Genomic DNA, 26465 nt, shown 5'->3' on the forward strand with positions numbered 1-26465 from the left:
GGTCTTCAAAGTCACAAACGAATGGGGTGGAAGGGGCCCTGAGGCCCCTTCCGAAAGTGAAGCTTAGCCAGCGAGCCAAGCCTGGAACTTCGCGTCGATATCGTCGCGATAGTCAGCCCAGAACTCGAAGTTGTAGTAGAACACGTTCTGCGCGTTGGCCGGGTCGGTCGGCATGTGCGGTGCCATGTCGATGCCGAGGTCAGCATGCTGACCGACGAGCGGAGCAGACGAGGCACGGGCCGGGCCGTACGAGATGTACTTGGCCTGATCCGCCAGACGCTGGGTGTCGGTCGCGAAGAACAGGAAGTCCTTGACGACAGCCAGACGATCCTCCGGAAGACCGGTCGGGATAACCCAGCCGTCAAAGCTGAACACCTGCGCGTCCCAGAGCATGCCGATCGGCTGATTCTGTTCGGCAATGGCCGAGAAGAGACGACCGTTATAGGTCGAGCCCATGACGACCTCGCCATCAGCCAGAAGCTGCGGCGTATCGGCGCCAGCCGACCACCAGATCACCTGATCCTTGATCGTGCCGAGCTTGGCGAGCGCCTGCTGCTGGCCTTCGTCGGTCGCCAGAACGTCATAGATGTCTTCCTTGGCGACGCCGTCACACAGGAGAGCCCATTCCATGTTGTTGATCGGGCGCTTTTCCAGCGAACGCTTGCCGGGATAGGCTTCCAGATCGAAGACGTCGCAGATGTTCGACGGCGGCGTGTCACCGACTAGATCGGTGCGGTAGCCGAAGGTCGTCGAATAGACGATCTGCGGAATGTAGCAGGCATTCACGATCTGGGCGCCGAAGTCCTCGGAAGCCGAGGTGCCGTCATCCGCCGGGGCCAGCAGTTCGTCCGGATCGTATTCCATCGCCAGACCTTCGTCGCAGAGACGGAAGCTGTCCGCCGCGTCCACATCGACCAGATCCCAGGTCAGGTTGCCGGCCTCGTTCATCGCGCGGAGTTTTGCCACGGCTTCGGCCGAACTTTCGTCCCAGATGATGTTCACGTCCGGATGCGCTTCCATGTACGGCTTGGCATAGGCTTCGAGCTGCGACTTCTGATAGGCGCCGCCCCAGGACACGAACGTCAGGTCGATGGCCGAGGCAGCCCCGGCGGACATCACCAACGCGGATGTCGCAAGAAGAGTTTTCGTCAGTTTCATTGCTTACTCCCTATAAGCTCCCGTCTTGATCTTGTTGGTCCACACCCCGGGATAGGTATCCGGACCAAATTCACTTGTTTTGTTTAGGCGTCGAGCGCGCGGCAATCCTGCGGCAGCCAGCCGATCTCGATCTGCGCTCCCGGCTGAAGCCGGACCTGATCTGGCGCGTTGCGGGTCTTGACGACGAATTCGTCATTGCCGGCGACGCGCAGACGGGTGCGGAAGATGTCACCCATATAGATGAATTCAAGCACCTCGGCCTTGAGCGTATGGGCGCCGGGCTGAAGCCGGGCCTTGTTGAACTCCACGCGCTCGGGCCGGATCGACACCCGGGTGCGCTCACCGGGCTTGGAGACGTTGACCGGCTTGCAGTCGATCAGTTCACCATCGTCCAGTTCCACGACGGCGATATCGCCCTTGATCTCTTTCACAGCACCAAGAAGCGTGTTGTTTTCGCCGATGAACTGGGCGACGAAGCTGTTGGCCGGTTCTTCATAAAGAACATCGGGCGGGGCAAGCTGCTGGATGCGACCGTCATCAAAGACAGCGACATTGTCCGACATCGTCAGCGCCTCGGTCTGGTCGTGGGTGACGTAGACCGTCGTGATGCCAAGGTCATGCGCCAGGCGGGTGATCTCGAACTGCATGTGTTCGCGCAACTGCTTGTCGAGCGCGCCAAGTGGTTCGTCCATCAGCACCAGTTCGGGTTCGAAGACGAGCGCGCGCGCCAAGGCGACACGCTGCTGCTGACCGCCTGACATCTGTGCCGGACGGCGTCCACCGAACTTGCCCATCTGCACCATGTCGAGCGCGCGCTTTACCTTCGCCTCGCGATCGGACTTGCTCATGCCGCGCACTTCCAGCGGAAAGGCGAGGTTTTCAGCCACAGTCATGTGCGGAAAGAGGGCGTAGTTCTGGAACACCATGCCGATGCCGCGCTTGTGTGGCGGGATATTGTTGATCGGCTTGCCGCCCAACCGGATGTCGCCATGGGTCGCTGTCTCGAACCCTGCCAGCATCATCAGGCACGTGGTCTTGCCCGAACCGGACGGCCCGAGCATCGTCAGGAACTCGCCCTTGGCGATGGTGAGATTCAGGTCTTTGACGACCAGTGTTTCCCCATCATAACTTTTCTGAACGTGTTCAAATTCGACGAATGCGGCGTCGCCGCCGGTTTTGGCATTGGTCAAATTCGGGCTCCCCGTGTTGCTTTTTGTGAGTCTTTCCAGACCCTTTACCCGACTAAATCGGAACACCGCGCGGTTTTCAACCCGTTCGGCAAGAACGACTCCTTTCATACGAAATGCGTCAAATCCCGCAAGAGCTTTGACGAAATTACGACAGATCCAAAACAAAAACGACCGCAACGCTGAAAATCAACGCCAACGCCCGCTATCCACCGGTCATGTATGGCATCAGCACAACCTCGCTATCCGGCGGAATCTCGGTGAACCACGCCTCGCGGTAGATCACACCGTTCAACGACATCGATACGCCGCGCTTAATCTGCGGTTGCAAACCTGGATAGGCCTCGCCCAGCCGGTCGAGGAGTTGCTTGAAATTCGTCGCCTCGATCTCGACCTCGGTCAGCCCGTCCGTGGCCTGCCTGAGCGAACCCCAGAGCAGGACCTTGACCATCAGGTGCCCCCGATGGCCTTCAGGACCCGAGGCGGAGACATCGGCAGTTCGGTCATCCGCACACCCGTCGCATGCGACACGGCGTTCGAGAGCGCTGCGAGCGGTGGCACGATCCCGGTTTCGCCCACGCCGCGCACACCGTATGGGTGGCCGGGATTGGGAATCTCAAGGATCACCGTCTCGATCATCGGCAGGTCCGAGGCGACCGGCACGCGGTAGTCGAGGAATGTCGGGTTCTGAAGCCGACCGTCCGGACCATAGATATATTCCTCGTTCAGCGCCCAGCCGATGCCCTGCACCGCTCCGCCCTGCATCTGTCCCTCGACATAGTCGGGATGGACGGCCTTGCCCGCATCCTGGAAGACGGTGTAGCGCAGCACCTTGGTCGCGCCGGTCTCACGGTCGACCTCGACATCGCAGAGATGGACGCCAAAGCTGACGCCCGCGCCATCGGCATTGACCTCATAGTGCCCGGCGATGGGCCCCCCCGTCTCGGCCGAAACGGCAGCGATCTCGGCCAGCGACATCGGCGGGAACTTCCCGGCATTGGGGCCGGCAGGGACTGCAGCGCCGTCTTTCCATTCCACGGCCTCAGGGTCGATGCCCCAGATTTTCGCGGCGCGGGCGCTCATCTTTTTGATCGCATCGCGGGCGGCCTTGATCGTGGCCAGCCCCACCGCGAAGGTCACGCGGCTGCCATCGGTCACGTCGTTGTACCCCAAGGACGAGGTGTCGGCGACGATGGTGCGGATACGTTCATAGGGAATGCCCAGTTCCTCTGCCGCCATCAGGCTGATGGAGGCGCGCGAGCCGCCGATATCCGGATTGCCTTCGGTGATGCCGACCGTACCGTCGGTGTTCACGTTGAGCGACACACAGGTATTGCCGCCGAAGTTGAACCAGAAGCCGCAGGAGAGGCCGCGACCCTGACCGGGCTTCAGCGGGGCCTTGTAATGCGGATGGGCCTTTGCCGCCTCCAGCGTCGCCACCAGCCCGATATCGGGGAAGGTCGGCCCGTAAGAGGATTTCGTGCCCTTGCGCGCGGCGTTTTTCAGGCGGGTTTCCAGGGGGTCGAGTCCCAGTTCGAGGCACAACTCATCAACCACGCTTTCCACCGCATAGACCGCCATCGGCGCACCGGGCGCGCGATAGGCCGCTTCCTTCGGGCGGTTGGTGAGGACTGACCAGCCGTAGGTGCGCACGGCTTCCAGATCATAGGCCGCGAACGCGGCCGAACAGCCGAATTCGGTCGTGCCGCAGGGAAACGCACCGCCCTGATAGCGCAAGGTCGCCTCTCCTGCCGTGATCCGACCATCCTTGGTCATGCCGATCTTGACGTCGGAGGATGATGACACGGTCGGCCCCGTTGCACGGAAAACCTCGTCCCGGCTCATCACGATCTTGACCGGCCGGCCCGCCTTTTTCGACAGCATCAGGGCCACAGGTTCGATGAAGACCGTCGTCTTGCCGCCAAAACCGCCGCCGATTTCGGAGGCGGTGACGCGCAACTGGCTCGCCTCCATCCCCATGATCGAGGAGCAAAGCGTGCGGACATAGAACTGACCTTGGGTGCAGCACCAGAGATCGGCCTTGCCGTCCGAGGTGACCGAGGCGAGGCAGGCATGGGGTTCGATATAGCCCTGATGGGTGGCCGCCGTTTTAAACGACCGCTCGATGATCTTGTCGGCCTTGGCGAACCCGGCCTCCATATCGCCGTGACCGAATTCGAAATGCGCGGTGACGTTTTCCGAATATCCCTTAGGCACGTTTTCCTGCACCCGACCCGCCTGCACAACAGGCGCGCCCGGCTTCATCGCCTCATCGACATCGGTCACATGGGGCAGCACCTCGTAGTCGATCTTGATCGCCTTGAGCGCGGCTTTCGCCGCTGCCGCATCGGTTGCGGCGACGGCTGCCACGGCATGACCATCGTAAAGCGCCTTGCCGCGCGCCATGCAGTTTTCCTGCACATCGCGGATGAAATCATCCTCAGGCACGGCGAAATCATCGCCGGTGATCACGGCCTTCACGCCCTTCAGAGCCAGTGCGGCCGAAACGTCGATGCTCTTGATCCGGGCATGGGCATGGGGGCAGCGCAGGATGCGCCCGGTCAGCATGCCGGGTGCCGTGGCATCGGCCCCATACATCGCCCGGCCCGTGACCTTGTCCACCCCGTCGGGGCGGCGCACACGGGTGCCGACCTGCTTGAACTCGCGGCGGGTATATTCGTCCAAGGACATGTCAGGCCCCCCTCATTTCGGCCGCCGCCGCCTGAACGGCGCGGATGATTTTGTCGTAACCCGTGCAGCGGCAGAGATTGCCGGCCAGCCAATAGCGCAGCTCCTCATCGCTCGGGTCCGGGTTCTTTTCCAGAAGCGCCTTGGCGGCGACGAGAATGCCCGGCGTACAGACCCCGCACTGAAGCGCCGCGCCGTCGATGAAATGGCGTTGCAGCGGGTGGAGTTCGTCGCCGTCGGCCATTCCCTCGATGGTCGTGACCTCGGCCCCCTCGGCCTCGGCCCCCAGCACGAGGCAGGAACAGACAAGGCGGCCATTGACGGTCACCGAACAGGCCCCGCAATCACCGGTGCCGCAGCCTTCCTTAGCGCCGGTCAGGCCAAGCCGGTTCCTAAGCACGTCGAGCAAGGTCTCATCCGGTGCGCAGAGAAACTCAAAAGGATCGCCGTTGATCGTTGTGGAGACATGCAGCTTGGTCATTTCGATCCTCCGGCGCGGGCATAGGCGATAAGGGCGGCGCGTTTGGCCAATGTTCCGGCCATTTTCGTGCGGTATTCGATCGTGCCGCGCTTGTCGTCGATCGGGTTGCAGACCGCTTCGCAGGCCTTGGCCATTGCCGCGAGCGCGCCGTCATCAAGGTTCGTACCGACCAGCGCCTTGCCCGCATCGTCGGCCACGACGACCGTCGGCGCGACGGCACCCAGCACGATCCGGGCCGCTTTCACAGTACCGTCCGCGTTAAGTTCCAGCGAAACACCGGCCGAGGCTACGGCGATGTCCATTTCTGTTCTCGGGATGAAGCGCAGATAGGCGTCAGAGGCACGATCCGGCCGCGCGGGCAGGAAGATCGAAGTGATGATCTCGCCCTTCTTCAGCGTCGTCTTGCCGGGGCCTGCCGGAATGTCTGCCACGGGACAATCGCGTTCGCCATCGGGACCCGCGATCCGGGCGACCGCGTTGGCGGCGACCAGCGAGGGCACCGCGTCACCGGCGGGCGAGGCATTGCAGAGATTGCCGACCATGGTGCAGCGGCCCTGTACCTGCGTCGAGCCGATCAACTGCACACCCTCGGCCACACCGGGCCATGCGGCGCAGAGCGCGGCGTGCTCACCGATCTCGGCACCCGATACAGCCGCCCCGATGCGGAAACCGCCGCTCTCCGCGACGATCCCGCGAATGCCTGGGATCTTCTTGATGTCGACGATCAGGTCGGGCTCGACCATGCCGGACCGAAGCTGCACGAGCACATCCGTGCCCCCCGCCAGAATCCGGGTCAGACCCTTTTCAGCAGCCAAGGCTCCTGCCGCCTCGGCAGCCGTTTTCGCAGCCAGATATCTCATCTTTCGCCTTTCCTCCCGACCGTCGCTTGCGGTGGCTCTCCCGGTCTGATTGCCGGATTCGAGCCACCACAATAACGAACGGAGACGAAAGCGAAAGACGTCAGATATCTTTCACCAGCCGAAGCGCATCATAGATCGCCGCATGCGTGTTCCGCGCCGAAACCGCGTCGCCGATGCGGAAAAGCTGAAACCGGCCTTCGGGGTTGGTGCGCAACTCCTGCGGCCGACCGTCGATCAGTGCGGCATGGTCGACTTCGCCACGGTTGACCGACTGCTCCTTGAGGTCGAAGTAGAGGTCGGCATTCGGCATCGTGCCGCAGTTCACGACGATCTGGTCGTAGTCCTTGTCCTTCGTGAATTTGGAGTAATCCGTCCCGAGTGTCGCCATCAGCCGGTTGCCCGCCTTGCGTACCGCCTTGAGAAGCCAGGTCACGGTGAAAGTGACGTCCTTTTCCTGCAAACTCCGCATGTAGGGGACAAGGTTCATCGCCATGACATCAGGCGAGAAGCTGCGGTCTCGGGTCATGATCTCGACCTTCGCGCCGCTCGCGGCAAGCACGTCGGCCGCCTGAAGCGCCGAATGATCGCCGGCCTCGTCGTATATCAGGACGTCACGGCCGGGCTTGGCATCTCCCGACAGGATATCCCAGGCCGAAACCGTGAGGTCGTCACCGGAGGAAAGGATGTCCGTGTGCGGCAGGCCGCCCGTCGCGACGATCACGACATCGGGATTGAGGGCCATCACATCGTCGGCCTCGGCCCAGGTGTTGAAACGGAACTCGACGTCGCGCGCAGCACATTGCGCCATGCGCCAGTCGATGATCCCGATCATCTCGGACCGGCGCTTCGTCTGCGCGGTCAGCCGAACCTGCCCGCCGGGCTGGTCGGCGGCCTCGAACACGGTGACATGGTGGCCGCGTTCGGCGGCGACCCGCGCCGCCTCGAGCCCGGCCGGACCAGCGCCCGCGATCACGATCCGCTTCGGCTGATCCGCGCGCGCGATCTTGTGCGGCATCGTCAGTTCGCGGCCCGTCGCCGCGTTGTGGATGCAAAGCGCCTCGCCCGCGCCGTAGATCCGGTCGAGACAGTATGTCGCGCCGACGCAGGGCCGGATGTCGTCCTCGCGGCCCTCCCGGATCTTCTGGACGATATAGGGGTCGGCCATGTGGGCGCGGGTCATGCCCACCATGTCGAGTTGCCCTGTCACGACTGCGTGCCGCGCCGTTGCCACGTCAGGAATACGCGCGGCGTGGAAGGTCGGCAGGCCGACTTCGGCTCGGACCCTTCCGGCGAGATCGAGATGCGGAGCCGACCGCGCGCCCTGGATCGGGATCATGTCGGTCATCGCCGGGTCGGTGTGGATGCGGCCGCGGTTGATGTTGAGATAGTCGACCTGTCCGCTCGCCTTGAACATATGCGCGATCTCGAGACCCATTTCTTCGGTGATGCCGCCCTCTTCGGCCTCGTCGGGCGCAAACCGCGTGCCGACAATAAAATCGTCTCCGACACGGCGGCGCACCGCGTTAATGATGTCGAGCGTCAGGCGCATCCTCGTGGCGAGGCTTTCCTTGCCGTAGGGCCCGTCGAGTTCGTTGGTGAGCGGCGAGATGAACTGGTCGAGGAGATGACCGTGGGTCATAATCTCAACCCCATCGAGGCCCGCCTGTTTCATCCGCTCGGCGGCATCGGCGAAATCGCCGATGATCCGTGCGATGTCCCAATCCTCGGCGAGCTTGGGGAAGCGGCGATGCGCCGGTTCGCGGTCGCGGGTAGAGCTGACAGAGGGCAGCCAGGCGCCCTTGTCCCAACCGGTCCGTCGACCGAGATGGGTAAGCTGGATCATCACCGCGCAGCCTTGATCGTGGCATTCGTCGGCGAGCTTTTTCATCCAGCCGACGACTTCGTCCTTCCAGACGAGCACGTTGTTGAAGACCGGAGGGCTGTCGCGGCTGACCGAGGCAGACCCCGCCGTCATCGTCATCGCGACCCCGGCCTTTGCGCGCTCCACATGATAGGCGCGGTAGCGGTCCTTCGGCATGCCATCTTCGGGATAGGCGGGTTCATGGCTCGTCGTCATGATCCGGTTTTTCAGCGTCAGATGCTTGAGCTGATAGGGCTGCAACAGCGGGTCGTTCGAAGCCATGGCACATGTCCTGTCGAATTGCCCGGGCCTGTCCCGGGCGGTTGTGGAATCGCTTTTAGAGCGGTTTTGGATCCTCAGAATGGCAAAAACCGACACATGTGTCGATTTTTTACGCCCGCATCCCCCAATTACGCGGTAAGCGGGTAGTATGGACGACTTGGAACCCCTTGGACGCGGTTGGCGCGGCACGGAAAGCGGCTGGATCGAGGCCGCTTACGCGATGCTGATCGAAGGCGGGGTGGAGGCGGTAAAGATCCTGCCTCTGGCCAAGCGGCTACGTCTGTCGCGAACCAGCTTCTACTGGCACTTTCCCGACCGAGAGGCATTGCTGGCGGCGCTGATCACCCGCTGGCAGGAGAAAAACACTGGCAACCTGGTCCGCCAGACTGAGCTCGTCGCCCCGACAATCAATGCCGCCGTTCTTAATCTCTTCGACTGCTGGATCACCCCCGAACTCTTCGACGCGGCGCTTGACCACGCGATGCGAAACTGGGCGCGGACGGATACCGCCCTGAAAGCCGCTTTCGACGCGGCCGACGCAGCCCGAATTGCCGCAATACGCGCGATGTTTCAACGTCACGGCTATGTTGCGGAAGAGGCCGACATCCGCGCCAATGCGATCTACCTGACGCAGGTGGGCTACATCGCACTCGGGACAACCGAAACGCTGGAGGCGCGTCTTGGGCGCATTCCGACCTATCTGGAAACCTTCACCGGTCGCCCGGCCTCAGATGAGGAACTGCAGTTCTTTCTGGCCCGCCACCGCAACGGCGCGGTCAGCGGCGGCGGATGAGGTAGATCTGCGCCGCGCCATCCTCGACCGTGGAGATCAGGTCGTGCCCCGCCTCGGCGCAGAAATGCGGCACGTCGATCACCGCCGCTGGATCGGTGGCGACCAGCCGCAACACGGCACCGGGTTCCATGCCCGATAGACGCTTGCGCGCCTTAAGAACCGGCAAAGGGCACAAAAGCCCGGTCGCGTCGATTTCCTGATCCCACATCATGACGCCCGGGATACGCAAGGTGGCGGATTCTGTCCATCACTCTTCAAACGGGTATGAGAAAATACGTCACTGGAAAGTGACGCTTTCGATAGAGATCTTCTATCGGTCCACGAGATTGCGAAATTGATCCGATGGGACCGGTTTGACAGAAGCGGCACCTGAACTGTGTACGACGGGATACGTAGCCATGGCACTCGACGACAAGGGCGGCGTCTGGAAATCCGGACGGGGCAAGGGACGCAAGACGCCGAAGGGGCGGCAGCTGGAGGATCAGGCCTGGGCCGAGGTCCGCGCGCTTCTGGGCGACGGTCCGCGCCGCCGTGATCTGCTGATCGAGTATCTGCACCTGATCCAGGACAAGTATGGCTGCCTCTCGGCCCCGCATCTGCGGGCGCTGGCCGAGGAACTCGGCACCGGCATGGCCGAGATCTGGGAGGTCGCGACCTTCTACGCCCATTTCGATCCGGTGAAAGAGGGCGAGGCCCCGCCCCCCGACCTGACGATCCGGGTCTGCGAGTCGCTCTCTTGCGAACTGGCGGGTTCCGAGGCGCTGATCGCCGCCTTGGAAAAGGGCATGGACCCGAAGAAAATCCGCGTGTTGCGCGCGCCCTGCATGGGCCGCTGCGACACAGCACCAGTTCTGGAAATCGGCCACAAACATATCGACAACGCCACGCCTGAGAAGGTCGAGGCGGCGCTGAAGGATGGCCATTTCCACGCCGAAATTCCTCCTTACGAGGGTTTCGCTTCCTACAAGGCGACGGGCGGCTATGCAAAGCTGGCCGAGCTACGCAAATCCGGCGACTGGGAAAAGGTGCAGGAAACCGTGCTCGCCTCGGGCCTACGCGGGCTTGGCGGCGCGGGCTTCCCCTCGGGCCGCAAATGGGGCTTTGTCCGCGCCAATCCGGGTGTGCGCTACCTCGCCGTCAATGGCGATGAGGGCGAGCCGGGCACGTTCAAGGACCGCTACTATCTTGAACGCACCCCGCATCTGATGCTGGAAGGCATGCTGATCGCCGCTTGGGCGGTCGAAGCCGAACGTTGCTTCATCTATATGCGCGACGAATATCCCGCCGTTCTGGAAATCCTGCGGCGCGAGATCGCCGCACTGGAAGAGGCGGGCATCATCCTGAAGGGTGAGGTGGAACTCCGCCGCGGGGCCGGCGCCTATATCTGCGGCGAAGAAAGCGCGATGATCGAATCCATCGAAGGCAAGCGTGGCATCCCGCGCCAGCGCCCGCCCTACGTTGCCGCCGTCGGCATCTTCGATCGCCCGACGCTGGTTCACAATGTCGAAACCCTGCACTGGGTCACGCGGATCGTCCGCGAGGGGCCGGAAGTTCTGAATTCGACCGAGAAGAACGGGCGGAAGGGACTGCGCTCCTATTCCGTCTCGGGCCGCGTGGCGAAACCGGGCGTCTACCTGCTGCCCGCCGGATCGACGATCACCGATATCATCGACGCCTGCGGCGGCATGGCCGAAGGTCACGCCTTCAAGGCCTACCAGCCGGGCGGTCCGTCCTCCGGTCTGCTGCCCGCATCCATGTCCGACATCCCCTTGGACTTCGACACGCTCCAGCCGCACGGGACCTTCATCGGCTCTGCCGCCGTGGTGGTGCTGTCGGACAACGACTCGGCCAAGGCTGCCGCGCTCAACATGCTGCGCTTCTTTGAGTCTGAATCCTGCGGCCAGTGCACCCCCTGCCGGGTCGGCTGCGAAAAGGCTGTGAAGCTGATGCAGGCCGACAAGTGGGACGCGGAGTTGCTGGAAGACCTCTGCCAGGTCATGGGCGATGCCTCGATCTGCGGGCTGGGGCAGGCCGCCCCGAACCCGATCCGCCTGACGATGAAACATTTCCCGGATGAGGTCTGACATGACCGAGACAATCAAGTTCACCCTCGACGGTAACGAAGTTTCCGCCGCCCCCGGCGAAACGATCTGGGAGGTCGCCAAGCGCGAAGGCAAGGTGATCCCGCATCTTTGCCACAAGGACCAGATCGGTTACCGCCCCGACGGCAACTGCCGCGCCTGCGTGGTCGAGGTGGAGGGCGAGCGCGTTCTCGCCGCCTCGTGCTGCCGCAATCCCGCGAACGGGATGGTGGTGAAGACCGATACCGAACGCGCGAAGAAATCGCGCGAAATGGTCATGGAACTTCTGCTCGCTGACCAACCGGAACAGGCTAAGGCGCATGACGCCTCGGCGCATCTTTGGGACATGGCGGCCGCCAATGGCGTGTCGGAAAGCCGCTTCCCGAAGGTCGAAAAAGAGCGCATCCCGCTTCTCGACGACAGCCATGTGGCGATGCGCGTCAACCTTGATGCCTGCATCCAGTGCGGCCTCTGCGTCCGCGCCTGCCGCGAAGTTCAGGTCAACGATGTGATCGGCATGGCGGGCCGCGGGCATGACGCCTATCCGGTCTTCGACATGGCCGACCCGATGGGCCAGTCCACATGCGTCGCCTGCGGCGAATGCGTGCAGGCCTGCCCGACCGGTGCGCTGATGCCTGCGACGGTGGTCGATGAGGCGCAGGTCGGCGACCGGGCGGACTTTGACAGCGAGACGACCTCGATCTGCCCGTTCTGCGGCGTCGGCTGTCAGGTCAGCCTCAAGGTCAAGGACGGCAAGGTGAAATATGTCGAGGGCATCAACGGCCCCGCGAACGAAGGCCGCCTTTGCGTCAAGGGCCGATTCGGCTTTGACTATATCCACCACCCGCACCGGCTGACCAAACCCTTGATCCGGCGAGAGGATGCACCCGCCAAGGGGCTGAATGTCGATCCCGCGAACTGGTCGGAATTTTTCCGCGAAGCAAGCTGGGACGAGGCGCTGAATTTCGCCGCGAACGGGATGAAGACGCTCGCCGAAAAGACTGGCGGCCGCGCCATCGCGGGCTTTGGGTCGGCCAAATGCTCGAACGAAGAGGCCTACCTCTTCCAGAAGTTCATCCGGCAGGGTTTCGGCCACAACAACGTCGACCACTGCACCCGGCTGTGCCACGCCTCTTCGGTCGCGGCACTTCTGGAAAACGTCGGCTCCGGCGCCGTCACCGCGACTTTTAACCAGATCGAAAACGCCGATGTCGCCATCGTCATCGGCTGTAACCCGATCGAGAACCATCCAGTCGCGGCGACCTATTTCAAGCAGTTCACCAAGCGCGGCGGCAAGCTGATCGTCATGGACCCGCGCGGCGTCGGCCTGCGCCGTTTCGCGACCCATATGCTGAAATTCCGCCCCGGCGCGGATGTCAGCATGCTGAACGCGATCATGCACACGATCGTCGAGGAAGACCTCTACGACCGGCAGTATATCGAGGCCTATACCGAGAACTGGGAGGCCGAGAAGGCGCATCTGGCGAACTTCACGCCTGAGAAGATGGAACCGATCTGCGGCATCCCCGCCGACCAGCTTCGTCAGGTGGCGCGCGATTTCGCCACGGCGAAGTCCGGCATGATCTTCTGGGGCATGGGCGTCAGCCAGCACATTCACGGCACCGACAATTCGCGCTGCCTGATCAGCCTTGCTCTGATGTGCGGCCATGTCGGGCGGCCGGGCACCGGCCTGCACCCCCTGCGCGGCCAGAACAACGTGCAGGGCGCGTCCGATGCGGGCCTCATCCCGATGTTCCTGCCGGATTATCAGACCGTCACGGATGACAGCATCCGGGGCAAGTTCTCCGGCGTCTGGGGCTCGGGCGACTTCTCGAATGAGAAGGGGCTGACGGTGACGGAAATCCTTGATGCCGTCCATCATGGCGACATCAAGGGCATGTATATCCTTGGCGAAAACCCGGCCATGTCGGACCCCGACCTGAACCATGCGCGCGAAGCGTTGGCGATGCTGGACCACCTTGTCGTGCAGGATATCTTCCTGACCGAGACCGCGAACTATGCCGATGTGATCCTGCCCGCCGCCGCCTTCTACGAAAAAAACGGCACGGTCACGAACACCAACCGGCAGGTCCAGATCGGCCGCGCCGCAGTCACGCCGCCCGGCGAGGCGCGCGAGGACTGGGCGATCACCACCGACCTTGCCAACCGGATCGGGCTGGGCTGGACCTATACCCATCCGTCCGAAGTCTTCGCCGAGATGAAGAAGACAATGAAGTCCTTGGACAACATCACATGGGAACGGCTGGAGAATGAAGGCGCGGTGACCTATCCGTCGCTCAGCCCCGAAGACCCCGGCCAGCCCATCGTCTTTGGCAACGGCTTCCCGCGCGCAGGCGGACGGGCGAAGTTCACGCCCGCCTCCGTCATCCCGCCCGCCGAACTGCCCGATGCCGACTATCCGATGATCATCACCACCGGCCGCCAGCTCGAACACTGGCATACCGGCTCGATGACCCGGCGGTCGAAGGTGCTGGACGCGGTGGAGCCCGAGGCCAACTGCTCGCTCCATCCCGACACGCTCAAACAACTGGGCGTCGAGCCGGGCGAACGCATCCGCCTGTCGACCCGGCGTGGATCGATCGAGATCATGGCGCGGGCCGACCGAGCCATCGCCGAGGACATGGTCTTTGTGCCCTTCGCCTATGTCGAAGCGGCCGCGAATATCCTGACGAACCCGGCGCTCGACCCCTATGGCAAGATCCCGGAGTTCAAGTTCGCGGCCGTGAAGGTTGAGAAGATCACCGCAGAGATGGCAGCCGAGTAACGGCCCCATCTCGCGCGCATTCGGACTGCGACTGCCAGTTCACGTGCATTTAAAAGTGGCCTGTATCCCATTCCGAACCTTACCCGTTCGGAATGGGATATTTGTTTTCATCCCATCACCCAGGTAGGCTTTAGCGACGCTCTTCGTCCGACCAAGGTCGGATGACTTTGCCCCCGCGCTGAGACACGATTGACAATAGGCGCATCAGGGTGGCGTCATTTGGACTGATAGGAATGGGATCTGGGGAGCGCATAGACAGTGCCGCATTGGAAAACGTAGCCGTCGGAGTTCAAGGCTCCGATTTGCTCGCTGGCCGTTGTCATATGTGTATCGTCGATCCGAAAGGAGAAGCGCTTGAGCGATGAAGCCAAACGGCTTCTGTCCCGTCGTGCCGCACTGAGCCGCCTCGGTGCGCTGGCCGTTGGCGCCTATTGCGCACCCGCACTGACCACCCTCAGCACCGCCGAGGCAAAGGGATCGAATTCGGGCAGCAGCTCGGGCAGTTCCGGTTCGGGATCGGGAAACAGCGGATCCGGATCGGGCAATAGTGGCTCGGGCAGCGGCAGTTCTGCATCGGGCAGCTCGGGATCAGGCAGCGGCGGGTCGGGAACTGGCAAAAGCGGAACCAGCTCATCCGGCGGCAAACCCCGTGTCTTCGGTGGCGACGGCATTCATGTCCAGTTCTCCGACGGGCATATCGAACGCATCCGCGACGGGAGCTTTGAACGGCTCAACAAAGGCGGAAAGACCGTTGAGCGGCGTGCCGCCAGACAATCGGATGTCAACAGGCTCCGCAGGCTGAACGCATCCGCGAAAGGGCATAGGTTGCCCAATGGCGTTCATGCCGTCATCGAGATCGACGAGGTGAAGGGCCATATCGAGATCACCGACTATCGCGGCTGGACCGAAACCGTTTCTGGCAGCACCTATGAGTTGAAAGACCCGAACGGCCGAACCGTCACCCGACGGGCACTGACCGCTAAGGATATCTTTCGCATACGCGATGCCCTGAACCTGGAATAAATCTCGAAACGCGGTAGGCGGTCACTTCTTCCAGTAGTCCCGCGCCATGACCGCCGCCTCGACCCGGTTGCGGACGTGCAGCTTCTGCAGGATCGTGGTCATGTAGTGCTTGACGGTTTTCTCCTGCAGCGACAGCTCCAGCCCCACTTCCTTGTTGCTTTTGCCCGCCGCGACGAGTTTCAGGATATCCTCTTCGCGCCGCGACAGATCTTCGATCGGATTTGCCGGGCGCTTTGTCCCGCCATCGTCGCGCATGGCATTAAGAATGCGCGCTGCCAGCGCGGGCGAGACGTAGGACTGACCCCGCGCCAGGTCCCTGACAATCGCCACCAAATCCCGCGAGCCCACCCCTTTCAGGACATATCCCTTGGCGCCCGTCTTTAGCGCCTGCATCACGTCGTCGTCGTCCTCGGATACCGTCAGCATGGCGACAACCGGTGGATCCGGCAGCGTCACGATGCGACGCAGGGCGGCAAGCCCACCGCCACCCGGCATCGACAGGTCAAGAAGTACCACGTCGGGCCGATGGGCTTCGGTCAGTTCGACGGCACTGTCTGCGTCCTGTCCTTCGCCAACCACCGTAATCCCTTCGGCATCCGACAGGCTTCGGGCGACCCCTTCACGGTAGAGCGGGTGGTCATCGGCAATGACAACGCGGATCTGATCCATCAACTCGCCTCCGCTTCAAGTTCCATTTCAATCATCCCACCAGGGCCATCGCTGCGGTTGCCCACGGTCAACGTGCCTCCCAGACTTTCAACCCGGTCGCGCAGGCCGGACAGGCCGATGCCGGAAAAGTCGTTCGCTTCGGCGGGAGGCGCCTGCTCCCGAAAACCCGCTCCCCGGTCCGCGACACGAAGCCGGATCACTCCGTCGCGGGCAGTCAGCGACACTTCCTGCCCGGCACCGCCCGCATACCGCCAAGCATTGTTCAAACCTTCCTGGACGAAGCGATAAAGGCAAATCTTAGCGGCTTCGGACAGTCCGGCCGCCCCTTCCATATCGCAGGTCAAGGCCACGTCCGTGCCAGTTCGGACCATATGCGCTTCGGCCACGTTACGTATGATCTCACAGGGCGACCGCGCCTCGATATCGGGTAGCGACAGACCTTTCGAGATGCTGCGCACCTCACGGATGGCGTCCTTGACCGCCCGTTCTACTGCATCGAGCTCGGCAGTATCGTCCACCGAGTCCCGCAGATTGTCGAGCCGCAATGCCGCAAAACTCAAGAGCTGGGCAGGCCCGTCATGCAGGTCGGCGCCAATCCGGCGCAGCGCTTGATCGTTCATCGCCGATGCACGGGCGGCGGCCTGCTGAACCCGTTGCCGCAAAGTCGTGTTGTTGGCCGACATCGCCGAAAGGTCGTCAAGCTGCCGGGTGAGCGTCTCGCGCTGTAGATCGATGGTTCGGCTGCCGCGCAGCACGATTAGAAAGAGCAGGCTTCCCACCGCCAGAAACAACAGCGCAACAGCCAGCCAGCTGTTGCGCCGGGCCTCGGCCAGATCGCGTTCAAGCTGGATTGCAGACGCGTAGAACTCCGCGACACCGATCACTTCACCGGACCAGACCTCGCGGATCGGGCTGTAGATTTCCAGAAGCGGAATGCCAAGCGCGCTCTCTCCCTGATCCTCCTCGTCATTCAGGTCCTCGAAATCGGCCCTAATCTCGCCGCGGAACGCGGCCGCAAGGTTCTCCGTTACATCAAAATGCTGCCCGACGATGGACTTGTCTGACGCCTCTACCACCAGCCCGCCAGGTTTCCACAGCTTGAACGAGACAACCCTGTCACCAAGGGGCGTATTGCTAAAAACCTCATCCAGCGCGCGCCTTGCACCGGGAGGCAGGTCATCTGTTTCGGCAATGTCCTGACTCAGCGGCGCAATGATGCTGTCCATGTATTGCGAAGTGGCATAGGCGGTGTTGCGCACTACACTTTCCTCGATCCGTGCGACAACGACGTTACCGATGAGGATCATGGCCAGGACCATGACGACGCCACCCGCGATCGCGAACTGCGCGGCCAAGGACCTGTCGTTCCATGATCTGAAAGGCTTTGCTGTCACACCGTCGCCCCCTCCCTTTCGGACTGTTGTAGGGGCTAACGGCACCACAGGATACGGGCTTTGGTCGGAACAATGCAAATTGCCTTGGCCCCGGCAAGGATCGACCGTGCTTGCTGCCGCAGGGATCCATTTCGCATTGGCAGATTGCTCTGACAACTCCCCAAACCGTGGCGACGGCGGCTAAGGATTGTCAGCCTTATTCAACTGCTGCAACAGCAGGCTTCGTAGATACAGGAGCTGCTGATCCCGATTGGCGCGGGTTGCCTGTGGCTGCGATCTTTGAGCACCGCTTTCCGACGCAGCTACACGCCCCCGGCCGGCCAGCCACACCTCAACCGTGCCTTTCGGCGGTGCCGGGCTGAAACTTGTGAAATCCCGAGCAACGGCACCGATCGCATCGGCTACAACGGCCGCAGCCTCGGCGTCCTCGGGGTGAAAGTACCGGACATTGTTACGGCTGACCACCAGGCCGACATGTCGTGACGCTTGCATGGCGAAGCCGTTCGCATCGAGTCCGGTCATGATGTCATCCATCTGACCTTGCTCGATGCTCGCCGGGAAATGGAGCAAGATCCGTTGCCGGAATACAGCTTCCTGTTCGGCATCCGGAACAGTTGGGGTTGGCGCCAACTGGTCATTCAAACCGAGATCTGGGCCCGGAGCATCCCAGAACACGTAGTGCAGCGGCGGATCTTCCTGAACAACCGGTTCCATCCGGTCCAGAAGCAGGCCCGGCTGACTGGCAGAAAGCGTCTTGATCGCCAGCAGGATCGAACCCCCGCCAATAGCAGGTTTCGGAGGTTCGTCCCGCGCGGCGGCCGTAGCGCCGCTTGAAGGGACCGCGACCGGTGGAACGGGCGCAACGGCCCCGACTGGTCCCGGCGACCCGAACAGAGTGATATGTTGGTCCATGATCCATGATTTGACCGAAGCCGGTGCAATCAACGCCAACGCTGTTCCAATCGCGAGCCCTGCCAAAAAACCACCGCCTACAGCGAGCGGTGTCCATTTCCGGTCGGAAGGCGCGGCCGGTTCGGGTGGCGGGGATGTGAACGCAGCAGCGGTGGGTTTCTGAACGGATCGGACTGCTGGGGATTCCACCATCTGACGAGGCGCGACCGGCGGGTCGACGCGCAACGGCAAAACCAGCGGTTCAGATACCTGCGGCTCCCGATCCGCGGATACGCGACGCCGCAAACCCGCATCGGAGACGGGGGCAGACCTCAGCCGGTCCCACGGATTGCGCTGCTGCAGTAGATTGTCGGTCTCGTCGGCGATACCCGCCTCTGCCAAAGCACGCTTGCGCTCCAGACGCGCTTCGGCCAGTCGTGCCTGAAACGATCCATCGGTTATCAAGTCTTCGAAATTGGGGGATTCGTCGCCGGAATGCGATGGCAAAGTGTCATCGTTCCTTGAACTTCCCATTGCGCGGACCTTTCGGCGGCAGTGACGGCTTTGAACTCGCCCGGACACACCGAAGCACTGAAATACAGCCCTCAAATCTTAAGGGCGGGACATCCGGCACCGGGCATATTACCCATAAAACAAGCAACATTCAAACCGACGGACAGCGGATTGTTTTCATCCTTGGTCGTCCGGTTCACCGCTCCGCATCAAACGGAGATGCTGCGGGCAGCAGGACTGGGCGCCGTCATCCTGCAAATGCCTGATCAGGCTTCACGAATCGCGTCTGCGACGCCTTGCACCGTCGTGATCTCGTCGGCGATCGAAACCGTCAGAGACCGCTCATCAACGATGTGCCGCCCGCGGGCAAAGACATGGGCGACATCTCCGCGCCCGGCGGCATAGACCAGCGCCGAGTAAGGATCGAAGCAGGGAATCAGGTGCGGCGCGGACATGTCGATCACGATCAGATCCGCCTGCATTCCCGGGGCCAGCACCCCGGTGCGGTCCGCCTGCCCGATCGCTGCCGCGCCGCCGCGCGTGGCCATCGCCACCACCTCGCGCGCGGGCAGCACATCCGGCTCTCCGGTCGCGAGAATCTGCATGAAGGCGGCGTGGCGCATCGCCTTCCACATGTCGAGGTCATTGCCGCTCGACGCGCCGTCAGTGCCAAGCGACAGGGTCACTCCGGCTTCACGCATCGCCTTGATCCGTGCGGTGCCTGACGCGAGTTTGGCGTTCGACAGCGGATTGTGCGACACGACCGCGCCACGTTCAGCGACCAGTGCAATCTCTTCATCGTCGAGATGGACCGCATGGGCCAGAAGCGTGCCGGGGCGCAGCATGCCTGCCTTCTCCAGCACCCGGATCGGCGTTGTGTCGTGTTGTTCCTTGGCAAGCGCCATTTCCGAAGGCGCCTCGGCCGCATGGACATGGATCGGAACGCCAAGCCGCTCAGACATTGCGGTCACCTCGGCAAGCTTGCCCGTGTCGAGCGTATAACAGGAATGCGGCATCAGCATCAGGTCGATACCGGGCATGTCGCGATGAGTGGTGACGAAGTCCTCAGCAAAGACCAGCCGCTCGGGCCAGGGTAGGTGGTCGATCCCGTCGAATCCGATGAACACCGGACCCACCGTCAGGCCAAGCCCGAGCTTTTCGGCCGCCGCGACGGTCGCAACCGGGTGGAAATACATGTCCACCACATGCGTCACCCCGCCCAGCGCCATCTCGGCCAGACCGAGAGCGGCCCCCGCCTGCACCGTTTCCGGCGTGACATGCGCCGCCTCGGCCGCCCAGACGGTTTGCAGGAACCCGTCCAGCGGACGGTCATCGGCCAGCCCACGAAAGAGCGTCATCGCGGCATGGCAATGGGTGTTGATCAGACCCGGCAGAACCAGCCCACCCTTGGCATCGATCACGCGATCCGCAGTCACACCTTCGACGTCCTCCTTTGGCCCAAGCGCCGCGATCCGTCCACCCGCAATGGCCAGCGCGCCATCGGCGATTTCGGTAAACGCCACATCCATGGTCAGGATGCGGGCATTGGTGATCAGCGTCTCGACGCGGGTCGGAAAGGTGGTCATGCATCCTCCTTGGGCAAAGCCGGGATAAGCGCCCTCATCAGCGCCAGAAAACGTGGCTGGATCGCGCGGGCGGTTTCCCAGACTTCGTCCTCATTGGTGATGTGGGTATCGGCGGTGCTGTCGACAGCGATGTTGGTCACGGTCGAGATGGCAAGAACCTTCATGTCCAGATGTCGTGCCGCGATCACCTCGGGCACGGTCGACATGCCGACAAGGTCGCAGCCCGCCGATTTCAGCATTCGGATCAAAGCGGGCGGTTCAAAGCTTGGCCCCACGACATGGGCATAGACCCCGCGGCTGAGGCCGCCGATCCGTTCGGCGAGCGCCACAAGATCGGGATCGTAGGCCCGGTTCATCGACACGAAGCGCGGGCCGATATCCGGGTCGTTCGGACCCTTCAGGGGATCGAGACCCGAGGCGACGGCAAGCGACAGGTGATCCTCGATCACCACTAGATCGCCGGCTTTGTAAGCCGGGTTCATCCCTCCCGCCGCGTTCGTCAGAACCAGCGTCGAGGCCCCCAGTTCCTGCATCACCCGGACGGGAAAGACGACCTCCTGCGGCGAATATCCCTCATACATGTGAACCCGGCCCTGCATCACGACGCAATCGCGGCCGAAGAGGCGGCCGATCCGCAATCGACCCGCATGGCTCGGCGCGGTCGATACCGGGAAATGCGGGATGTCGGCATAGGGGATGGCCATGCCCTCCACCTCATCAGCGAGCGGGCCGAGGCCGGAGCCGAGTACAAGCGCAATGTCGGGACGCGGCGCACCGAGGGCCCGGATGTGGTCAGCCGCCGCCAATATCCGCTCGCGCATTTCCGCTCTCCCGCAAGGTTCAAAATCCTTGTCGCATCATGGCTTTGTCCGGGCAAGTCCGGCGTCAAGCCCGATGCTTGCTTGCCGCCGCGTCGCACCCTTTCCTAGCCGTTCCGCCCTCGCGCCTGTCGCTCTGCTTTGTTACCGTTACCAAAATCGCCGAGTCGAAACCGACGGAGAACAGCCATGTGTCTGACAAGACTGGCCGCCCTTATCGCCTTAGTTTCGGCACCGGCCCTGGCGGACACACCGCTGGCGGTGGAGATCATCACAGCGAAAGCAGTTCCCGATGAACGCGTATATTCGCTAACCGGGGAAATCCGCGCCCGCGATGAACTGGCGGTCGCGTTTCCGCAAGGTGGCCGGATTGCCGAAGTTCTGGTCGATGCAGGGACAACCGTAGCGCCGGGTGCGGTTCTCGCACGGCTGGATGCGGTCCAGCAGGAACAAGCGTTGCGCGCGGCCGAGGCAGGGCTGTCCACCGCACGCGCCGATCACCGGCAGGCAAAGGAAAACCTCGACCGGCAGGAGGCGCTTCTGGACCGCGGCGCGACAACCCGCATCGCCCGCGACAGCGCCGAGGACGCGCTGCGCATCGCCGAAGGCGCGTTGGCGCAGGCCGGAGCGGTGCTCGATCGGGCCAAGAAAGCACTGGCAGATACCGAGATCACCGCACCGGGTGACGCGACCGTCACCAGCCGCATGGCAGAGGCCGGTCAGGTCGTGGGCGCCGCGCAGCCGGTTTTGGAGCTTGCGCTCGGCACCGGGTTCGACGCCGTCTTTGACGTGCCCGAGGGCATGATGACGCTCGGCCCCCCGCCAGAAAGCGTGATGCTCAACGCCATCGACACGCCTGAGGTGACGTTTACCGGCCGGATCACCGAGGTGTCGCCAGTTGTAGACGCCCGGACCGGCACCGTGGCCGTTACGGTCGGGGTCGACGATCCTCCCGATGAACTCTCTTACGGCGACCCGGTCCGGGGCAGCGTGACGCTGTCGGGTCCAGCCTATGTTGTCCTTCCCTATACGGTGATCACCGCCGTGGCCGACAGCCCCGCCGTCTGGCAAGTCGATCCCGGGACCATGGCAGTTTCGCTGAAACCGGTCTCGGTCGAACGGTATGAAACCGGCACTGTCGTGCTTGCAGGCGGAATTTCCGACGGCGCGATGATAGTCGGACGCGGCGCGCAACTCCTCTATCCCGGCCGTGTCGTCCGGGCAGTGGAGGCGGGACAATGAGAACCGCGTTTGTCGTCCTATTTGCGTTGGCACTTCCCGCTGCTGCCGAAACCGCCAGCATCACAAAACCGCAGGAGCCACGCCCCGTGGTGTCGGTCATCGTCCAGCCCGAGGCGAGCCTGCCTGTCTCCTATGTCGGCACCGTCAGTGCGCGGATCGAGACCGATCTCGGCTTCCCGCTCGCCGGTATCATCGCCGAACGCCCGGTATCTGCCGGCGATGTTGTTGCGACAGGTCAGGTTCTGGCCCGGCTCGATCCCGAAGAACTCGACGCCGGATTGCGCGCAGCCGAGGCTGGTGTCGCTGTGGCAACCGCGCAGCTGCGCTCCGCCCGGGATGCGACAGATCGGGCACGCGAACTGGCGGCCCGCGGCGTCGGCAGCGAAACCCGGGTCGAGGATGCCGAACGCGCATTGGTCGCCGCCGAAGCAGGGCTGGAGCAGGCTGAGGCGACATTTGCCCGGGCACGCGACCTTTTTGACTTCGCCACCCTGACTGCGCCACAGCCGGGCGTGGTGACCGGCGTATTCGCCGAACCAGGCGCCGCACTCGCCGCAGGACAACCGGTGCTGCGGCTTGCAGGGACAGGCGAGCGCGAGGTTCTGATCGACCTTTCCGAGCAGGACGTCGCCAATCTCGACGTGGGGACGCGCTTTGGCATTCAGCTTGTGGCCAACCCCACGATCACCACCTCGGCCGTGCTGACACGTATCGACCCGGTCGCCGAACGCACGACCCGCACGCGACGGCTGCACCTTACACTGGACACCCCGCCTGACTCCTTCCGGCTGGGCGCGCTGGCGCGGGTGTCGCCATCTGCCGGGCCGGATGCTGGCGTGGTCCTGCCGCGGTCGGCGATCCTCGAAACGGAAGGCACACAGACGGTCTGGCGCGTCGACCGGGCTGACAACAGCGTGGAACGGACACCCGTGACACTGGGCATCGATATCGCTGACTTTGTCGTTGTCACAGGCGGTCTGGCCGCTGACGACGAGGTCATCGTCAAGGGCATCCATTCATTAAAGGACGGGCAGATCGTCGGCCCGCGCGTGGCCGAATGACCCGTTTCAACCTCTCCGACTGGGCGCTCAACCACCGCTCTTTTGTCTGGTTCCTGATGATCGTCTCGCTTCTGGCGGGGATAATGGCCTATTTCGAGATCGGCCGCGAAGAAGACCCTGATTTCGCCATCAAGACCATGATCATCGCCGCCGCCCTGCCCGGTGCGGATGTTCAGGAAACGCTGACCCAAGTCACTGACCGGATCGAGAAGAAACTCGAAGACCTAGATGAGCTGGACTACACCCGGTCCGTCACACTGCCCGGCCAATCCATTGTCTATCTGGAATTGCTGCCGACAACAAAGGCCCGCGAACTTCCGCGGATCTGGCAGGAAGTGCGCAACATGATGGCTGATATCCGGCCCGACTTCCCGGCCGAATTTGCGGGGATGCAGTTCAACGACAGTTTCGGCGACGTCTTCGGCAATGTCTATGCCTTCACCTCGGACGGGTTCACCCCGCGCGAGGTGCGCGACTATGTCGAGCGGGTTCGGCGCGCCGTACAGGCCCTTCCCGATGCGGGCAAGGTGGAGCTTTTCGGCACACAGGACGAAACGATCTATCTGGAATTCTCGACCGAGCGGCTCGCCGCGCTTGGCCTCAATCAGCAGGCGGTGCAGGCGACGCTGGCCGCGCAGAACGCGATCCTCCCTTCGGGCGTGATCGACGCTGGCCCCGAACGGGTTCTGGTTCGGATTGGCGGACAATTTTCCGGCACCGAGAGCCTTGAGGATATAAACCTGCGCGTCGGTGACCGCTTCTTCCGCCTGACCGATGTCGCCGATATCCGCCGCGCCTATCAGGATCCGCCGTCGGAGCTTTTCCGATATCGCGGGCAAGAAGCGGTTGGCCTCGCCGTCGGCATGAAGAAGGGGTCAAACATCCTCGAATTCGGCGAGGAACTGAACGCGGTCATGGCGAGGGCGCAGGCCGACCTGCCTATCGGGGTCGAAATCCATCAGGTCGCCGACCAGCCGCATGTGGTTGATGAAGCCGTAGGGCATTTCCTCAAAGCACTGCTTGAGGCGGTGCTGATCGTGCTGGCCGTCAGCTTTATCTCGCTCGGGTTGCGCGCGGGGTTCGTGGTGACACTGACGATCCCCCTCGTCCTCGCCATCACCTTCGTGATCATGCATTACCTCGGCTTCACGCTTCAGCGCATCTCGCTCGGTGCGCTGATCATCTCCCTGGGCCTGCTCGTCGATGACGCGATGATCGCGATCGAGACAATGATCTCGCGGCTGGAAAAGGGGGAAAACCTGCGGGCCTCGGCCTCCTACGCATGGACCTCCATCGCCTTTCCGATGCTCTCGGGGACATTGGTCACGGTCGCGGGGTTCATCCCCATCGGGCTCAACAACTCTGCGGCGGGGGAGTTCACGTTCTCGCTCTTCGTCGTCATCGCAGTGTCGCTTCTGGTCTCATGGATCGTCGCCGTTCTTTTCGCACCGCTTCTTGGCGTCACCTTCCTACCCGCGAAGATGGCGCATCATTCCGCTGAACCCGGACGGGCGCGTAAGATGTTCCACGTACTCCTCCGCTGGGCGATGGCCCATCGCTGGTTGACCATCGGCTTAACCGTCGGGGTTTTTGCCCTTTCGGTCTTCGGCATGCGTTTCGTCGAACAGCAGTTCTTCCCCAATTCCGACCGGCCGGAACTGATCCTCGATTTCGCCCTGCCGCAGAACGCGTCGATCACTGCGACAGCGGCCGAGATGGACCGGATGGAAGCCTATCTGGAAGGCGACGAGCGCGTCTTGTTCTGGTCCTCCTATGTCGGACGCGGTGCACCGCGTTTTCTTCTGGCCTATGACGTGCCGACACCGGGGCCGAATACCGGGCAGATCGTGATCCAGACCCCCTCGGTCGAGGCACGCGACGCTTTGCGCAACGAACTGCGCGACCGGGCGGCGAAAGAGTTCCCGGGCATCGACATCTTCGTCAAGCTTCTGGACATCGGCCCGCCGGTCGGTCGCCCCGTTCAGTACCGAATCTCGGGCCCCGATATCGGAACCTTGCGCGACTACGCCCGCGATCTGACGGCGATTGCGGACAGCGACAGCCGACTGCGCGACATCGTCATGGACTGGAACGAACCGGCCCGCGTGGTGCGCGTCGACATCCTTCAGGATCGCGCCCGGCAACTCGGCATCACGCCCCGCGACATCGCGGCAGCGCTCAATGCGATCTATGACGGCACCAAGGTAACGGAGCTGCGCGACGACGCCTATCTGGTCGATATCCTTGCGCGTGGCGACGACGCATCGCGGCAATCGGTCGAGGCGCTGGCCAGCCTGCAACTCTCCACCGCGGGCGGCGTGACGATCCCGCTCCGCTCGGTCGCAACCTTCCGCTACGAGACTGAGCAGCCGGTCATCCACCAGCGCAACCGAATGCCGACCATCACCGTGAAAGCGGGAATCGAAGGCAAGGACCAGCCCGCCACGATCGTGAAGGCGCTGGAAGGCAAGATCGCGGACTTCAACGCCACCCTGCCCTTCGGCTACGCGGTCGAGGTCGGCGGTTCGGTCGCAGAAAGCGCCAAAAGCCAGGCCCCCATCGCCGCTGTCGTACCGCTGATGATCCTGATCATGCTGACGCTGATCATGATCCAGATGCAAAGCTTCCGCCTGACCTTCGTCGTCCTCTGCGTAGCCCCCCTTGGCCTCATCGGCGTTGTCGCGGCGCTGGTGCCTTCCGGCGCGCCCCTTGGTTTCGTCGCGATTCTCGGCGTGCTGGCGCTCATTGGCATCCTCATCCGCAACTCGATCATCCTCGTCGATGAGATCGAGGTGCTGAAGGACAAGGGCCGGTCGACATGGGACGCGGTCTTTGAAGCCTCGGATGCCCGCGCCCGCCCGATCCTTTTGACGGCGGCGGCGGCGAGCCTTGCTCTCATCCCGATCTCGCGCCAGATCTTCTGGGGGCCGATGGCCTATGCGATGATGGGGGGCATCATCGCGGGCACGGTCATCACACTGGTCTTCGCCCCGGCGCTGTACCTCGCGGTCTTCAGGGTTAAACGCGATGATGGTGAAGCGTGAAGGATTTTGGTTCAAAATCCTTCCCCGAAAAAGTTTTGTTCCAAAACT

The 26465-nt window shown here is 62.9% G+C and carries 20 protein-coding genes; 7 read left to right on the forward strand and 13 right to left on the reverse strand.

The genetic code is table 11. The features are described 5' to 3' along the window. Positions 1–63: 63 nt before the first annotated feature. The 7 genes from QKW60_RS19265 to QKW60_RS19295 form a co-directional block, all read right to left on the reverse strand. Positions 64–1158, reverse strand: a complete 1095-nt coding sequence (locus QKW60_RS19265; protein ID WP_282371112.1) for an extracellular solute-binding protein — start codon at positions 1156–1158, stop codon at positions 64–66. Between the two features lie 83 nt (positions 1159–1241). Beyond that, complete coding sequence (locus tag QKW60_RS19270; protein ID WP_282371113.1) at positions 1242–2348, reverse strand: ABC transporter ATP-binding protein; 1107 nt, start codon at positions 2346–2348, stop codon at positions 1242–1244. Between the two features lie 202 nt (positions 2349–2550). After that, a complete protein-coding gene (locus QKW60_RS19275; protein ID WP_282371114.1) occupies positions 2551–2796 on the reverse strand; it encodes a MoaD/ThiS family protein in 246 nt (81 codons plus the stop codon). Further along, positions 2796–5036 carry a xanthine dehydrogenase family protein molybdopterin-binding subunit gene (locus tag QKW60_RS19280; protein ID WP_282371115.1) on the reverse strand — a complete coding sequence of 747 codons (2241 nt, stop codon included), beginning with the start codon at positions 5034–5036 and terminating at the stop codon, positions 2796–2798. The genes QKW60_RS19275 and QKW60_RS19280 overlap by 1 nt, the downstream gene beginning before the upstream one ends. Position 5037: 1 nt before the next feature. Then, positions 5038–5514 (reverse strand): (2Fe-2S)-binding protein, encoded by a 477-nt coding sequence (locus QKW60_RS19285; RefSeq protein WP_282371116.1) that lies wholly within the window; start codon positions 5512–5514, stop codon positions 5038–5040. After that, complete coding sequence (locus QKW60_RS19290) at positions 5511–6374, reverse strand: FAD binding domain-containing protein (protein WP_282371118.1); 864 nt, start codon at positions 6372–6374, stop codon at positions 5511–5513. The genes QKW60_RS19285 and QKW60_RS19290 overlap by 4 nt, the downstream gene beginning before the upstream one ends. A 100-nt stretch (positions 6375–6474) precedes the next feature. Next, on the reverse strand, positions 6475–8517 hold the full coding sequence (locus QKW60_RS19295; RefSeq protein WP_282371120.1) for an NADH:flavin oxidoreductase: 2043 nt from the start codon (positions 8515–8517) through the stop codon (positions 6475–6477). A 148-nt stretch (positions 8518–8665) separates the two neighbouring features. On the opposite strand from QKW60_RS19295, the gene QKW60_RS19300 reads away from it, so the two are divergent. Next, positions 8666–9310, forward strand: coding sequence for a TetR/AcrR family transcriptional regulator (locus QKW60_RS19300; RefSeq protein ID WP_282371122.1), 645 nt, complete (start codon positions 8666–8668; stop codon positions 9308–9310). Here QKW60_RS19300 and QKW60_RS19305 read toward each other — a convergent pair. Next, the gene (locus QKW60_RS19305) at positions 9294–9521 is read right to left on the reverse strand and encodes a sulfurtransferase TusA family protein (RefSeq protein ID WP_282371221.1); all 228 of its coding nucleotides are present in this window, start codon (positions 9519–9521) and stop codon (positions 9294–9296) included. The two genes, QKW60_RS19300 and QKW60_RS19305, sit on opposite strands and share 17 nt — an antisense overlap. A 187-nt stretch (positions 9522–9708) precedes the next feature. Here QKW60_RS19305 and QKW60_RS19310 point away from each other — a divergent pair, with 187 nt between their 5' ends. The 3 genes from QKW60_RS19310 to QKW60_RS19320 all read left to right on the forward strand — a co-directional run bounded on the left by QKW60_RS19310 (position 9709) and on the right by QKW60_RS19320 (position 15199). Further along, positions 9709–11394: an NAD(P)H-dependent oxidoreductase subunit E gene (locus tag QKW60_RS19310; RefSeq protein ID WP_282371124.1), complete on the forward strand. Its 1686-nt coding sequence runs from the start codon at positions 9709–9711 to the stop codon at positions 11392–11394. 1 nt (position 11395) lies between these two features. Further along, complete coding sequence (fdhF, locus tag QKW60_RS19315) at positions 11396–14176, forward strand: formate dehydrogenase subunit alpha (protein WP_282371125.1); 2781 nt, start codon at positions 11396–11398, stop codon at positions 14174–14176. Positions 14177–14530: 354 nt separating this feature from the next. Continuing rightward, positions 14531–15199 (forward strand): hypothetical protein, encoded by a 669-nt coding sequence (locus tag QKW60_RS19320; protein ID WP_282371126.1) that lies wholly within the window; start codon positions 14531–14533, stop codon positions 15197–15199. Positions 15200–15220: 21 nt separating this feature from the next. On the opposite strand, the gene QKW60_RS19325 is transcribed toward QKW60_RS19320, so the two are convergent. The 5 genes from QKW60_RS19325 to QKW60_RS19345 form a co-directional block, all read right to left on the reverse strand. Then, complete coding sequence (locus QKW60_RS19325) at positions 15221–15868, reverse strand: response regulator (protein ID WP_282371127.1); 648 nt, start codon at positions 15866–15868, stop codon at positions 15221–15223. Continuing rightward, complete coding sequence (locus tag QKW60_RS19330) at positions 15868–17223, reverse strand: sensor histidine kinase (RefSeq protein ID WP_282371128.1); 1356 nt, start codon at positions 17221–17223, stop codon at positions 15868–15870. Before QKW60_RS19330 ends, QKW60_RS19325 begins: the two co-directional genes overlap by 1 nt. A gap of 219 nt (positions 17224–17442) precedes the next feature. Further along, positions 17443–18660, reverse strand: a complete 1218-nt coding sequence (locus tag QKW60_RS19335) for a hypothetical protein (protein WP_282371130.1) — start codon at positions 18658–18660, stop codon at positions 17443–17445. 272 nt (positions 18661–18932) lie between these two features. After that, positions 18933–20252 (reverse strand): amidohydrolase family protein, encoded by a 1320-nt coding sequence (locus tag QKW60_RS19340; RefSeq protein WP_282371133.1) that lies wholly within the window; start codon positions 20250–20252, stop codon positions 18933–18935. Continuing rightward, positions 20249–21073 (reverse strand): purine-nucleoside phosphorylase, encoded by an 825-nt coding sequence (locus tag QKW60_RS19345; protein WP_282371137.1) that lies wholly within the window; start codon positions 21071–21073, stop codon positions 20249–20251. Before QKW60_RS19345 ends, QKW60_RS19340 begins: the two co-directional genes overlap by 4 nt. A 186-nt stretch (positions 21074–21259) precedes the next feature. On the opposite strand from QKW60_RS19345, the gene QKW60_RS19350 reads away from it, so the two are divergent. Genes QKW60_RS19350 through QKW60_RS19360 form a run of 3 tightly spaced genes read left to right on the forward strand, consistent with a single transcriptional unit; the run spans position 21260 to position 26417 of the window. Further along, entirely contained in the window at positions 21260–22312 is a 1053-nt protein-coding gene (locus QKW60_RS19350; protein ID WP_282371139.1) for an efflux RND transporter periplasmic adaptor subunit, read from the forward strand. Then, the gene (locus QKW60_RS19355; RefSeq protein ID WP_282371141.1) at positions 22309–23373 is read left to right on the forward strand and encodes an efflux RND transporter periplasmic adaptor subunit; all 1065 of its coding nucleotides are present in this window, start codon (positions 22309–22311) and stop codon (positions 23371–23373) included. The genes QKW60_RS19350 and QKW60_RS19355 overlap by 4 nt, the downstream gene beginning before the upstream one ends. Further along, positions 23370–26417: an efflux RND transporter permease subunit gene (locus QKW60_RS19360; protein WP_282371143.1), complete on the forward strand. Its 3048-nt coding sequence runs from the start codon at positions 23370–23372 to the stop codon at positions 26415–26417. Before QKW60_RS19355 ends, QKW60_RS19360 begins: the two co-directional genes overlap by 4 nt. Positions 26418–26465 lie beyond the last annotated feature (48 nt).

Source organism: Albidovulum aestuarii (genome assembly GCF_029961185.1).
GTDB classification, from domain to species: domain Bacteria; phylum Pseudomonadota; class Alphaproteobacteria; order Rhodobacterales; family Rhodobacteraceae; genus Albidovulum; species Albidovulum aestuarii.

Excerpts from the sequence above, each read along its gene's own strand:
- QKW60_RS19265 (WP_282371112.1), bottom strand. The coding sequence starts at position 1,158 with ATGAAACTGACGAAAACTCTTCTTGCGACATCCGCGTTGGTGATGTCC.
- QKW60_RS19345 (WP_282371137.1), bottom strand. The coding sequence starts at position 21,073 with ATGCGCGAGCGGATATTGGCGGCGGCTGACCACATCCGGGCCCTCGGT.
- QKW60_RS19325 (WP_282371127.1), bottom strand. The coding sequence starts at position 15,868 with ATGGATCAGATCCGCGTTGTCATTGCCGATGACCACCCGCTCTACCGT.
- QKW60_RS19340 (WP_282371133.1), bottom strand. The coding sequence starts at position 20,252 with ATGACCACCTTTCCGACCCGCGTCGAGACGCTGATCACCAATGCCCGC.
- QKW60_RS19290 (WP_282371118.1), bottom strand. The coding sequence starts at position 6,374 with ATGAGATATCTGGCTGCGAAAACGGCTGCCGAGGCGGCAGGAGCCTTG.
- QKW60_RS19355 (WP_282371141.1), top strand. The coding sequence starts at position 22,309 with ATGAGAACCGCGTTTGTCGTCCTATTTGCGTTGGCACTTCCCGCTGCT.
- QKW60_RS19295 (WP_282371120.1), bottom strand. The coding sequence starts at position 8,517 with ATGGCTTCGAACGACCCGCTGTTGCAGCCCTATCAGCTCAAGCATCTG.
- fdhF (WP_282371125.1), top strand. The coding sequence starts at position 11,396 with ATGACCGAGACAATCAAGTTCACCCTCGACGGTAACGAAGTTTCCGCC.
- QKW60_RS19360 (WP_282371143.1), top strand. The coding sequence starts at position 23,370 with ATGACCCGTTTCAACCTCTCCGACTGGGCGCTCAACCACCGCTCTTTT.
- QKW60_RS19310 (WP_282371124.1), top strand. The coding sequence starts at position 9,709 with ATGGCACTCGACGACAAGGGCGGCGTCTGGAAATCCGGACGGGGCAAG.
- QKW60_RS19350 (WP_282371139.1), top strand. The coding sequence starts at position 21,260 with ATGTGTCTGACAAGACTGGCCGCCCTTATCGCCTTAGTTTCGGCACCG.
- QKW60_RS19280 (WP_282371115.1), bottom strand. The coding sequence starts at position 5,036 with ATGTCCTTGGACGAATATACCCGCCGCGAGTTCAAGCAGGTCGGCACC.
- QKW60_RS19285 (WP_282371116.1), bottom strand. The coding sequence starts at position 5,514 with ATGACCAAGCTGCATGTCTCCACAACGATCAACGGCGATCCTTTTGAG.
- QKW60_RS19275 (WP_282371114.1), bottom strand. The coding sequence starts at position 2,796 with ATGGTCAAGGTCCTGCTCTGGGGTTCGCTCAGGCAGGCCACGGACGGG.
- QKW60_RS19300 (WP_282371122.1), top strand. The coding sequence starts at position 8,666 with ATGGACGACTTGGAACCCCTTGGACGCGGTTGGCGCGGCACGGAAAGC.
- QKW60_RS19305 (WP_282371221.1), bottom strand. The coding sequence starts at position 9,521 with ATGATGTGGGATCAGGAAATCGACGCGACCGGGCTTTTGTGCCCTTTG.